Source organism: Paenirhizobium daejeonense, assembly GCF_014280875.1.
Classification (GTDB): Bacteria; Pseudomonadota; Alphaproteobacteria; order Rhizobiales; family Rhizobiaceae; genus Allorhizobium; species Allorhizobium daejeonense.
In genome coordinates, this window is sequence record NZ_JACLAL010000006.1 from 209190 (window position 1) to 221235 (window position 12046).

Annotated in this window: 10 protein-coding genes and 1 pseudogene; 5 read left to right on the top strand and 6 right to left on the bottom strand. The window is 56.6% G+C overall.

Annotated features, from left to right (window positions below; translation table 11 throughout):
* Positions 1–31: 31 nt before the first annotated feature.
* From H4I99_RS16180 to H4I99_RS16190, 3 genes are read right to left on the bottom strand one after another with little or no spacing between them, the layout of a single operon-like run.
* Positions 32–1012: a C4-dicarboxylate TRAP transporter substrate-binding protein gene (locus H4I99_RS16180; RefSeq protein ID WP_163902196.1), complete on the bottom strand. Its 981-nt coding sequence runs from the start codon at positions 1010–1012 to the stop codon at positions 32–34.
* The gene (locus H4I99_RS16185) at positions 1000–2265 is read right to left on the bottom strand and encodes an AGE family epimerase/isomerase (protein WP_163902194.1); all 1266 of its coding nucleotides are present in this window, start codon (positions 2263–2265) and stop codon (positions 1000–1002) included. Before H4I99_RS16185 ends, H4I99_RS16180 begins: the two co-directional genes overlap by 13 nt.
* Positions 2262–2966 carry a GntR family transcriptional regulator gene (locus tag H4I99_RS16190; protein WP_163902192.1) on the bottom strand — a complete coding sequence of 235 codons (705 nt, stop codon included), beginning with the start codon at positions 2964–2966 and terminating at the stop codon, positions 2262–2264. The genes H4I99_RS16185 and H4I99_RS16190 overlap by 4 nt, the downstream gene beginning before the upstream one ends.
* 103 nt (positions 2967–3069) lie before the next feature.
* Between H4I99_RS16190 and uxuA the strand changes: the two genes are divergently transcribed.
* Together uxuA and H4I99_RS16200 are read left to right on the top strand one after the other, a co-directional pair.
* A complete protein-coding gene (gene uxuA, locus H4I99_RS16195; protein ID WP_163902190.1) occupies positions 3070–4287 on the top strand; it encodes a mannonate dehydratase in 1218 nt (405 codons plus the stop codon).
* Entirely contained in the window at positions 4284–5756 is a 1473-nt protein-coding gene (locus H4I99_RS16200) for a mannitol dehydrogenase family protein (RefSeq protein ID WP_163902188.1), read from the top strand. Before uxuA ends, H4I99_RS16200 begins: the two co-directional genes overlap by 4 nt.
* Here H4I99_RS16200 and H4I99_RS24525 read toward each other — a convergent pair.
* A pseudogene (locus H4I99_RS24525) lies at positions 5752–6660 on the bottom strand (tyrosine-type recombinase/integrase); the annotation flags it as partial. The gene H4I99_RS16200 and the pseudogene H4I99_RS24525 overlap by 5 nt on opposite strands.
* 165 nt (positions 6661–6825) lie before the next feature.
* On the opposite strand from H4I99_RS24525, the gene H4I99_RS16205 reads away from it, so the two are divergent.
* Positions 6826–7158, top strand: coding sequence for a type II toxin-antitoxin system RelE/ParE family toxin (locus tag H4I99_RS16205; protein WP_163902184.1), 333 nt, complete (start codon positions 6826–6828; stop codon positions 7156–7158).
* A 42-nt stretch (positions 7159–7200) separates the two neighbouring features.
* Positions 7201–8289 carry a HigA family addiction module antitoxin gene (locus H4I99_RS16210; RefSeq protein WP_163902182.1) on the top strand — a complete coding sequence of 363 codons (1089 nt, stop codon included), beginning with the start codon at positions 7201–7203 and terminating at the stop codon, positions 8287–8289.
* A gap of 697 nt (positions 8290–8986) precedes the next feature.
* Here H4I99_RS16210 and H4I99_RS16220 read toward each other — a convergent pair.
* Positions 8987–9226, bottom strand: coding sequence for a hypothetical protein (locus tag H4I99_RS16220; RefSeq protein WP_163902178.1), 240 nt, complete (start codon positions 9224–9226; stop codon positions 8987–8989).
* A 180-nt stretch (positions 9227–9406) separates the two neighbouring features.
* Positions 9407–10399, bottom strand: a complete 993-nt coding sequence (locus H4I99_RS16225) for a site-specific integrase (RefSeq protein WP_163902176.1) — start codon at positions 10397–10399, stop codon at positions 9407–9409.
* Positions 10400–10638: 239 nt separating this feature from the next.
* On the opposite strand from H4I99_RS16225, the gene H4I99_RS16230 reads away from it, so the two are divergent.
* Positions 10639–11967, top strand: coding sequence for a PDDEXK-like family protein (locus tag H4I99_RS16230; RefSeq protein ID WP_163902174.1), 1329 nt, complete (start codon positions 10639–10641; stop codon positions 11965–11967).
* The last annotated feature ends 79 nt before the right edge of the window (positions 11968–12046 follow it).

The window sequence follows — 12046 nt, forward strand, 5'->3', positions numbered from 1 at the left end:
GACGCGGCTGTGGCCGCGCCGTCCGTTTGGATCAGAGTTTTGCCGCGTCGATGAAGGGCTTCAGAGCATCCCGGGCTTCCTCCAGGCCCAGTTCCTTGTAGACACCGGGCACGAGAGCCTTGAAGTCGTCGACGTTGATCTCGTTGACCACGACGCCTGCGGCCTTCATGTCCTGAAGGACGGTGTCGATCTTGGCCACCGTTCCGGCAGAGGCTTCGTCGCCGGCCTTCTGCAACTCCTCATTGATGATCGCCTGATATTCCGGTGACAGGGATTTGAACCAGGTTTCGGACGTCGCCAGGCCCGTCAGCAGCTGGACGTGACCGGTGAAGGCGAGGTTTTTGGTCACCTCCTGTAGCTTGATACCGTAGGCGCCGGTGAGCTGCGCTTCCGCACCGTCAACAGCACCGAGCTGCAGGGCGGAATAGACTTCCGACCACGGCATAGGCACGGCGGTCGCGCCGAGCGCATTGACGGTTGCGAGCCAGCCCGGCGCGTCGATCGTACGAACGCGAACGCCCTTGAGGTCAGCCGGCTTGGTCACCGGGTTCTTGGTGAACATCTGGCGGGTACCCTGGAACCAGTTGTAGTTCAGCAGACGAATGCCGGAGGATGTGGCGAGATCTTCCACCCATGCCTTGTAGACGGGGGATTCCGTGATGGCGGCATACTGCTTGTAGTCATCGACGAGATAAGGAGCGGCCAGGATTCCCAGTTCCTTCTTGAATGGGGCGAGACGGCCGGCATCAACGAGGACCGCAATGGCGGCGCCGTTGCGGATCTGCTCCAGTACGTCATTGTCCGAGCCTAGTTGCGAGGATGGGTAAACAACGACATCGATTTCGCCATTGGTCCGTTCCTTGATGCGCTTGGCGGCGTCCTCCATCGCCATTGCGAGCGGATCCTGGGCGTTCTGCGACGTCGACAGGGCAAACTTCACCTCGGCAAATGCGCCGGTGGCGGTGGAAGCGAGCAAGGCGGCTGCCAAGCCCAGGGATTTCAGATTGAACATGGTTGCACTCCTCCGTTTTTATACCGGGTAGGTCCAGGCCAAAGGCCTGCGCCTGCGCCCTCGGTCAGCGCAAGCACGAGATGGTAGACCAGTCGGCTCATGGCATCCGGCCACAGCACGGCTCCGCCTCTATCGAGCTGGTTGGCGAAAGCGGCGCGCCCGTCGAAATAACGGTCGAACATGAGCTTCACGCGGCTGCGCGCCCGTTTGCCGCTCTGCTCATCGCCCGCGAGAAAACGAGCAGTATCGCTCTTGATAGCTTCGGTCTGGGGCCAGAGCAGGAAGGTTTCGCATCGCCAGGCGGCATCTGCCGAAACGGCATCGAGGGCCGCCCCGGACATCAGGCCGGAGGTCGCAAAACCATGCGCGTCGGCAAAGGCTGTGAGCTCTTGCGCAATGGCGCGAACCTCATTGCTTCCACCAAGACGGGCTTCTCGGTCCAGCAACCAGGCCCATTCGCATTGATGACCCACTTCACGCCGGATGCCCTCCTTGCCGCTGAGAAACGAGAGGTCGGGCGCCAGGAACTCGATAATGGTGCCGCTGTCTCGATCCAGGAAATGATCGAGTGCAATTTGCCGAACGGTTGCCGCACGATCGAGCCAAAGAGGCTCGCCGGTCATTTCGAATGCCTGCAGGGCGGCCTCATAAAGATGCATATGCGGGTTCTGGGCCCTCGGCGGCGCTTCGGGCGCCGAAGGCATTTTGATCGTGTCATCCTCAAGGAGCAGGCCGGTATTCGGGTCCGTCAGTATTGCCTGTATCGCATCCCAACAGGCGTCCAGCTCGCGCTTGATGGTATCGTCCGGCGCAAGTCTTTCCCATGTCGCAAGCGCGAGGATGACGAAGGATTGATCGTAGCTGCGTGCAACTGCATCCGCGTCTTCACCCGTCGCTTGGCCGTCGCGGGCCACGGCGCGCGCATAGAGCCCGGACCTCCCGCGGAAGTGGGAAAGAAAATCATAGGCTCGCTTCGCGGCGTCGTGATGAAGCGGGTCTCCGGTCAGCAAGGCAAGATGGGCGAATGTGAAAAGCAGGCGCGACTGCGCGAGAACGGTCTTTGGTGCCGCCGGATCTGGCAGGCCGTCCTTATCGAGACTGTCGAAGAATCCACCAGCCTCCCGATCGCTTGCCCGATCGATCCAGCCGGGCAAAAAGGCGTTCCAAAACCAGGTGGCCCATTGCTCGACGGACGTATCGTCCGGTTGGCGCGATGCCACGGCCACCGGCATACGGGCAAGACCGGCGATCAATTCCCTTCTCCGACATCTTCGAAATAATCCGGACGGGTACGAACGATATCCGGCAGATCATGAATGATCTCGCGCAGATGGAGGCGCATGCCTCCCTCCGCCTTGGCTGCATCCCCGTTGCGAATGGCGTCCACAATTGCAGCGTGTTGCGCAACAAGCTTATCCAGTGCGAACTGACGGGCGCTGATGTGTCTGACCCGGTTCATCTGGGTTTTCAGGCCTTCCAGATAGTCCCAGACCGCATCCTCGCCCGCAAACTGCGCAAGCATGCGATGAAACTCCTCGTCGAGCCGCATGAAAACTGAAGGCTCTGCATTCTCCGTGACCGCCCGCTGCTGAGCGATCTGGCCTTCCAGCGCGGCAATCGCCGCAGTATCCGCGATTTCGGCGACCCTTCGCACGATATCGGCCTCCACGGCCTCCCGGATGAAGCGTGCGGTCATGACGGCGGGCACAGAAATGCGCGTCACGAAGGTGCCGCGCTGCGGACGTACCATGACGAGATTTTCTTCAGCGAGCTTGATGAAGGCTTCGCGCACCGGCTGACGGGATACCTGATAAGCGACGGCGAATTCGGTCTCGGAAACACGCGTTCCCGGCGGTAGTTCGCCGCGAATGATTCTGTCGCGCAGGAGACGGTAGAGCTGTGGCCCGACGGCCGCACTCAGTTCCAGCTCATGCTTTTGCACATTTGCCGACATCTCATTTCCTCCCTTTCCTCTCTATATCTCCATACTTCCATACTAGTCAACACTAGGTGGGCATGCTATCTGCTTGAGGAATGAACGGACAATGGAGGATGGCGTGCGGCAGACGTGGCGCTGGTTTGGGCCGAAAGACCTGGTTTCGATTGATGATATGCTGCAGGCGGGTGTGGAAGGTGTGGTCTCGGCCCTTCATCATGTTCGCACGGGCGATGTCTGGAGTAAGGACGATATCGCTTGCCGCCAAGCCGAGATCAGCCGCATGAAAGACGGCGCGCCATCGGGTTTGAAATGGGAAGTTGTTGAAAGCCTGCCGGTCTCGGAGGATATCAAGAAGCAGAAGGGGGACTGGAAGGCGCATATAGCCAATTACAAGCAGTCCCTGGCCAACCTCCGCGCAGCTGGTATCGAGGTGGTTTGCTACAACTTCATGCCGGTCCTCGACTGGACCCGAACCGATCTGGCCTATCGCCTTCCCAACGGGGCGACCTGCATGCGTTTCGATCTTATCGACTTTGCCGCCTTCGACATTCACATCCTGGCACGCGCCGGTGCGGCAGAGGATTTCCCAGCAGATATCGTGACCGCCGCCGCATCCCGGTTTGCCAAAATGTCTGATAAGGATCGCGACGATCTGGCTCGAAATGTCGTCTTCGGGCTGCCGGGTGCTGCGGAGAACTTCACGCTCGAGGATGTTCGTCAGCATTTGGCCGAATATGCGCGGATTTCGCGCGAGACCTTGCGGGCGCACCTTGTGGACTTTCTAAGCGAGGTCGCCCCTGTGGCACAGGAACTCGGCCTTCGCCTTTGCTGCCATCCGGACGATCCGCCATTTCCCCTGCTCGGGCTTCCGCGCGTCATGTCAACCGAAGCGGACTACCAATATATCCTCGATGCTGTGAATCTACCTGCCAACGGCGTTACCCTCTGTGCGGGTTCGCTGGGGGCAAGGCCGGACAATGACCTTCCGGGCATGATGGCCCGGCTCGGCGATCGCGTGCATTTCCTGCACCTGCGCAATGTCCGTCGTGAAAGCGTTGACGTCATGGGAAGCTTTTACGAGGCGGAGCATCTTGGAGGAGGCACGGATATGGTGGCCCTCATCGCTGCCATCCTTCGCGAGGAGCGCAAACGTAGGGCTGCCGGCAGGAGCGACCTTTCCATTCCGATGAGACCGGATCACGGCCAGGACATTCTCGACGATCTTACCCGCAAGGCGCAGCCCGGCTATCCGTCGATCGGTCGCCTGAAAGGCCTTGCGGAGTTGCGGGGTGTCATAACGGCACTTGAGCATCCGCTCGAGGGTCTGTCGCGATGAGCGCGCCGCGGCTTTCCGGTGTTGCCGATATCACTGGGCCGGTTTCCCTGCCTGGCTACGAGCCGTCGCAACATGGGGTGGGGATCGTCCATCTTGGCATAGGCGCCTTTCATCGCGCCCATCAGGCCCTGATGACCGATGCGGCGATCGCAGCTGACGGCGGGGATTGGAGAATCGTCGGCGTCAGCCTTCGCTCAACGGAAATCGCTGAGGCTCTGAATCCGCAAAACGGGCTTTACACTTTGATCGAGCGCGGCGAAGAGGGCACGACTGCCCGGCTTGTCGCTTCCGTATCCCGGGTCATTGCGGCTGATCCTGCTGCGACGCTGGAAGCCCTCTGCGATGCGGCGATCCGCATCGTTACACTGACCGTGACCGAAAAAGGCTATGGCATTGACCGTCTGACCCGTTTACCGGATCTTGCCCATCCGGCGGTTGCCGCCGATTTGGCCAATCCGGAAACACCCGTCGGCGTACTGGGTCTTCTCACTGCGGCAATCGCGCGTCGCAGGGCTGAAGGCGCCATGCCGTTCACCGTGCTTTCCTGTGATAATCTTCCGGAAAACGGCGCCTTGCTTCGCGACGGCGTGGTTGGTTTTGCTCGCCGTATCGATGCAGGGCTGGCGGATTGGATCGCCGCCAATATCGCGTTTCCATCTTCAATGGTCGATCGAATCACGCCAGCATCGACGGCCGAGACGATTGCCGAGGCAGAGCGTCAGACCGGGCGGCAGGATCTTGCCGCTGTCGAGAGCGAGCCGTTCATCCAATGGGTGGTTGAAGACCATTTCCCGTCAGGACGTCCTCTGTGGGAGGCTGGCGGAGCGATTTTCGTCGATGACGTGGTGCCTTATGAGCGCATGAAGCTCACCATGCTGAACGGCAGCCATTCCATGCTGGCGTATAGCGGGTTTCTCGCGGGACATCGCTATGTCAGGGACGTGATGGCAGACCCGGCGATTTCAGCGCTTGTGCAGCGCCATTTAACAGCGGCCATATCTGTGCTTCCCCCGCTGCCGAACATCGATCTGGTGCATTATGCTGCGGCGTTGCTTGCTCGCTTTCGCAATCCGGCGATTGCGCACGAAACGTTCCAGATCGCCATGGATGGCACCCAGAAGCTACCGCAACGCATTTTCCAGCCGGCGGTTCTGGCGCTTCAGGCCGATCGTGATATCAGGCCTTTCGCCTTCGCCACCGCAATGTGGATGCGTTATTGTCTGGGTGAGACCGATACCGGTGTGACTTATGCCTTGCGGGATCCTCGCGAGGCGGAAATCCGCTCTGTTCTTACGGCCGGTTCTCGCACCGCGTCCACTATATCCGACGCGCTTCACCGTCTGCCCCGATTTTTCCCGCCGGAACTCGTCGCCTCGTCGAAATGGCGCCGGATCGTTGAAACGATCCTCGAAAGCACACTAAAAAAGAGTGTAGTCGATTCTCTCGTCCTTGAGGCCGCGCTTCGCTGACCTCGATCCCGTTCAGCCCGCCCTCGAACAACCGGTTGACGCTTTCGTGACGCAAATCGCGAAAGCGCAGCGCGGTGATGCCGGCGCGCAGCAGAAGGCGACGCCATGCTTGCTCCAGCGCTCCAGGCGTCCTCGGGAAGACGGTAGACTGATCTACCGGCGCACGCTCCTTCCAATCCATCAGCGCATTGAATGCACGCTGAGACAAAGGCACCTCACGACCAGAGCCGTTCTTTGTCAGAGCGAGCGTGAGCACCCGGCGATTGTGTGAGACATCCGGCCATTTGAGGCCGAGAATTTCGCCACGACGCATCCCTGTCTCGATCGCTAGGATCAGTAGCGTCTTGAAGTAGGGAAGCTGCCCACCGTCGCAGCCGCCGAGAAGCCGTTGCTCCTCGTCACGGGTCAGTCTCCGGCTGCGCTCATTGCGGATCACCGGACGACGAACCAGCTTCACCACGTTCTTTGTGAGCGGCAAGCCCCAATCGCGGATCGCGACCTCGAGAACCTGGCTCAGGATCGCCAGCTCGCGGACAGTCGTAGATGGAGCTACCGACTGCAGGCGCTCGTCGCGGAACGATGCGATGTCCTGCTGGCTCAATCCGATCAGCGTCCGGTAGGCGAGATCATGACGACGCAGCACGTCGATCCGTTGGATCTCTTGCACCGAGCCGCGCTTCAAAGGAGAGACCTCGCGCTGATAGCGTTCCAGCAAATCGCTGAGCGTCGTGCTTTCCAGGATCTTCGTGTCAGGTGCGACACCGAAGCGATCGACCTGGGCTTCTAGGTCGCGCGCCCACTTCTCGGCTTCGAGCTTGCTGTCGAAGCTCTTGCAGCGGGGCTTCACACCCCGTCGACGCACCTGCGCCTGCCAGCGTCCTCTGAGCTTCCGGATCGTCGCCATGTGATCTCCAATCGTTGTTGAAGGTCACGCGTAGGATGCCCCCATAGGGGTGCCAAGGATTATACCGGCACTTACGGATAGCAAACTTTAATCTATCGTCGTCTTGTGTTACCTATTGCGTAACGATTCCGATTCTATTACTTAATGGGTAACAGACAGGCGCTGATGAATATCGATTTTGCAAATGGCAAACTTCGACGTCAGCTGGAGTCTGACAGGGAATTGAAGAAGGCGTATGGTGATCGAGCTGGCCGTCTAAAAATGCGGCTAGCCGTGCTGGATCAGGCCAGCAATCTTAGCGAGGTCCCTACCGATCCGCCAGATCGATGCCATCAGCTTGATGGTGAATGGGCTGGCTGTTTTGCGGTAGCTATCACCGGGAATTGGCGGCTCATATTTGAGCCTGATCACGACCCGGTCCCAATTCGTGATGACGGAGGCATAGACCGTGCCGCCGTTGTCGCGATTCGGATTCGCGCTATTGTTGACTACCACTGAACCAAATGACCTTTCAAAAGTGAATGACGTTGGGATTGGGCGATGGTTGCTGTAGCGAAGAAGGAAGACTGGACGCCAGATTGGGCGACTCATCCTGGCGAGCATCTTGCCGAGTATCTTGAGGACCGCGGATGGTCTCAAGCCGAATTTTCCAGGCTCGCGGACATGAGCCCGAAGCATGTCAGCACGATCATCAACGGCACCAACCCGGTGACGGCAGACACGGCACTGAAACTAGAACGCGTTCTTGGATTAAAGGCCAGCATCTGGACGGGCTTGCAGGCTAAGTGGGATCTACGTGAAGCCAAAGCCGTAAACTATCGAGCCCTGGCAGACGCTGATCAGGTTCTTTCCAAGTTCCCGATCAAAGAACTGAAAGATCGTGGTGCGCTGCCCGCGACCAATGATAACGGCCGACTTCTGAGTTCCCTGCTGGAGTTCTTTGCTGTCGGAAGCCCGCATGCTTTCGACGCCCGATGGGCAAATCTAGCAGTCCATCATCGACAATCTAAGGCTTTCGAGACTAGCCAATATCATGTTGCTGCATGGTTGCTTCTTGGAGAGAGGAAAGCGCGCGGGATGAATCTGCCGGCGTTTGACGCCAACAAGTTCGCTAATGCTGTGCTTGAAATCCGTAAGCTGACAACCAGCCCGCCGGAGATCTTCTATCCTCGTATGGTGGATCTGTGCCTTAGCGCTGGCGTGGCATTTGTGCTTGAGAAGCCGATTCCAAAAACCTGCTTATTCGGTTCCGCTCGATGGCTCGAGGGCGATAGAGCAATCATCCAGATGTCGTTGCGAATGAAGAGTAACGACCATTTCTGGTGGACATTCTTCCATGAAGCCGCCCACATAACTCTTCATAGGGGACGGGCGTTCGCTGACGATAAGGGCGGCGAGGGTGACGGAGTGGAGGATGAGGCCGATGCCTGGGCGGAGGAAATCCTCGTTGGCAGGACTAGATTTGCCGCTTTCAAGAGAACTAACCCAAGGTCTGAAGTCGCTGTGAAAGCGTTCGCTAAGCAGGTCGAGATCCATCCAGGCATCGTTGTTGGAATGCTACAGCACAGCGGTGCAATTCCACACCGCAACTTAAACGGGCTTAAAGCGCGGTATGAATGGGCGGACTGATGAGGAGTTCATTATATTTACCGGCACCAAACGACCGTTAACTTCTGTCCGGCGCCCGTTTCGTCTTAAGCCGCATTCTTTTCGATGAAATTGTCCACGCCGCCCGGTCGATCGGAATTTGCTCGACCTTTTCTATCATCCCCCAGTAGGATGCCATAAAAGCTTTGTTGGGGGATTCAACCAATAGTTCCACAATCTCACTGAGAATTTTTTGGCAATCGAACCACATCTCGACCTTAACTGCATCTAATGAATGTATAGAAGCCGTAAGATCGGGATTTAATTTCGTATTATCTCTATTCAGAGTTTTAATCCATTGCCCATGCGCAATCTTGTTACGGATTAGACTGGGATCTGCCACCAAAGACGAAACGCATTTTTTCAACCTTTGCTTGGCATTTGGCGTGAAATTGCTTTTATTTGCTGCAGTCTTCAAGAAGGCTAGCTGAATACATTTTTCCCAACCGTCGACTACACTCCCAGCACGTATAGACGCCTTAATCTGCGCGATTTCAACAAGGGAAAAGCCTTTTGGCGTGTGAATCGTTTTTGAAAAGTTCGCCTCTAACGGCGAACGAAAGAGCGGCGCTCTCGGTTCTCCTATCCTTCACGTGCACCAAGCTATCGACATTGACCAGCACCGGCGCGCAGTGAGGTCTCCTACCGCGAATATGGATGTGCCCGCATGGTGTGTAGATCAATCAACCACCGGATCTGGTGGGTCTTTCGCGAATATGTTTTCGACACTGGGGATGAAGGCGATCCGGTTTGGTTGTTGCGGCTCTCGCCAGAGATATGAAGCGCAGCCGGTGAATTTGTCGGGCGGATCGAGATCAGGTGGCTTCGAGAAAAGAAGAAACGCAACCAATGCGCGTCCAATTGCCTTGACGGCTGGCAAAAAAAGCGATTTGGAGCCGATTCCGTCAAGTTTTGTCAAGAAAGCGCAAGGTAGAGGACCAAATCCGCAACGATTGCGGATTTGATGCAAGAATATTTGCAACCTAGGATGTATTTTTCAGATGGTTTTGACCACCAACCTTGACGGACGCAAGGTTCGGCAAGGCTTCTGTCAAGGTTGGGCAGGTCAGATGTAAAGGTTTCGGTCTCGTTGATCGATCTAACCTAGGCGCGCAACGAGATCGTCAGCGGCGAGGTGCGTGTAGCGCTTCAGCATGCGCATTTCCTTGTGCCCGCTGATGCTGCTGACCTCGATCACGTTCAGACCACGCTCGAATAGACGGCTGACGCCCTCGTGACGCAAATCGTGAAATCTTAGCCCGGTGATGCCGGCGCGCAGCAGAAGTCGACGCCATGCTTGCTCCAGTGCTCCTGGCGTCATGGGAAAGATCGTAGATTGATCTACTGGCGCGCGAGACTTCCAATCCATCAGTGCATTGAAGGCGCGCTGAGACAGCGGCACCTCACGACCGGAGCCGTTCTTTGTCAGAGCGAGCGTGATCACCCGGCGATTGTGCGAGATGTCGGACCACCGCAGCCCGAGGATCTCCCCTCGACGCATCCCGGTCTCGATGGCGAGGATCAGCAACGTCTTGAAGTATGGAATCTGTCCGCCGTCGCAGCCATCCAGAAGACGCTGCTCCTCGTCGCCGGTCAATCGGCGGCTGCGCTCGTTACGGATCACCGGACGACGCACCAGCTTCACCACGTTCTTTGCAAGCGGCAGACCCCAATCGCGGATCGCGACCTCGATGACGTGGCTGAGGATCGCGAGCTCGCGGACTGCGGTAGATGGAGCTACCGACTGAAGGCGCTCGTCGCGAAACGATGCAATGTCCTGCTGGCTCAGTCCGATCAGGGTCCGATAGGCAAGATCATGGCGACGCAGCACGTCGATCCGCTGGATCTCCTGGACAGACCCGCGCTTCGCTGGTGAGATCTCGCGCTGGTAGCGTTCGAGAAGCTGTCCGAGCGTCGTGCTTTCAAGGATCTTCGTGTCGGGGGCGGCACCGAACCGATCTACCTGTGCTTCTAGATCTCGCGCCCACTTCTCGGCTTCGAGCTTGGTGTCGAAGGACCTACATCTAGGCTTCATGCCGCGACGACGCACCTGCGCTTGCCACCGTCCTCTGAGCTTCCGGATCGTCGCCATGTGATCTCCAATCAATATTGAAGATCACGCGTAGGACGCCCCTGGAGGGGAACCAAGGGTTATCCCGGCACCTAAACCAACTAGTCTGCCTATAAAACAGTGACAAAGGCTGCATAGATTGACCCGGAATCCTCGAGCAAATATCTATCTTCGCACTGTAAGAGCGACAAGCTCGGTAGGGTTCTGACCTCTGATCCGTCTGCCAGAGCGCGGGCAAGATCATGCCGAAGGGGAAGCGATTGAGCGACACAAGCACTCCGAACGTTCACCGCGAACCGACATATGAGGAGATGGAGCGCCTTTTCGTAAACAACGCTGAGCTGTCGCGCATCGAAAAACACCTTAATCGATTTAACCCTATTAAAGTCATGAAAATGGAGCGGATGGAAATTCGCCATTCAGCGATACTCGCTTGGCTATTAAACCCTAAGGAAACACATGGGCTGGGCGACAGATTTTTGAAGTCTTTCCTTGGCGAGGCCCTCAGAGGTGACAGTCATCGTAAACCCACCGCTCTGGACGTTTCACAAAGCGACATGCGCGATGCTGAAGTTCGCTGTGAATGGCACAACATTGATATCTTCATTTTATCTCCAAAGAATCGCTGGGCCTTCATAATTGAAAACAAATTTCACAGCACTCAACACCAAGGGCAGCTAGAAAAATATAGAGAACGGATCGTAGACGCATTTCGGGCGCAGACGATTGAAGAAAATGACCTCGAACGGGTGATAGTATCCGGAATATTCCTAACTCTTAACAATGAAAATCCGGAAGATGAAAGATACACGTCGATTCGATATGACAGCGTCTGTCGCCTTTTGCGGTTATACATAACTGGAGAGGAGCATCTATTCACCAATGAGGTCAGAACCTTTTTGCGGCATTATCTGGACACCTTGGAGGAAGCTACAGGGATGAGTGTGGAACGGACAGAGATGGAGAAGTTGGCACGCAAACTTTATCGCGATCACCGAAAAGTTCTGGACTTCGTGATTGAACACGGAGCCAGCTCTGATTTTGCCATCGCGGCTCACAACCTATTCGGTGAGGATCCTGAATGGATGGATACAGTCCGCATCGATGATTACGACTACGTTTTCGGCGGCCTCGCCAACCACATGGTTAGTTTCTTGCCGAAAAGCTGGCACACAGCATTGCGCGAAAAACATCTCTCTTGGCCAGGTTGCGAAGGATGGTGGTCCGGCTATCCAGTAATAGCATGGCTTCAAATATGGAACGTCAATCAAGGCACTAAAGGTCAGATTAGGTTGTATGCTGAAGTCGGCCCATTGACCAACCACGAGTTCAGAAAATCTCTGATCGAGAAGATTAAATCACTGCCGTCCAATCGAATTCGATTTCAGAGCGGTGCAGCAGATGAAGGCAAACAATTTTCAAAATTCCTAAAAGACAACAGCCTCGAAATCAAAGATATCCACGATGCAGACGAGGTAACGCAAGCGATCAAGCAGCTTCTGCGGAAATTCAAACCGGAATTTGATGCTGTTGCTTCAGTTCTGTCTGAATTTACCCATTACGGGGAGCCGGTTGATCCCCGCCGGTGATGGCAATCGAGGTGATCTGACCGGGCGACAAACCTGAGCCGGCCAACGTCCTCTGAGCTTCCTAATCGTTGCCATGTGA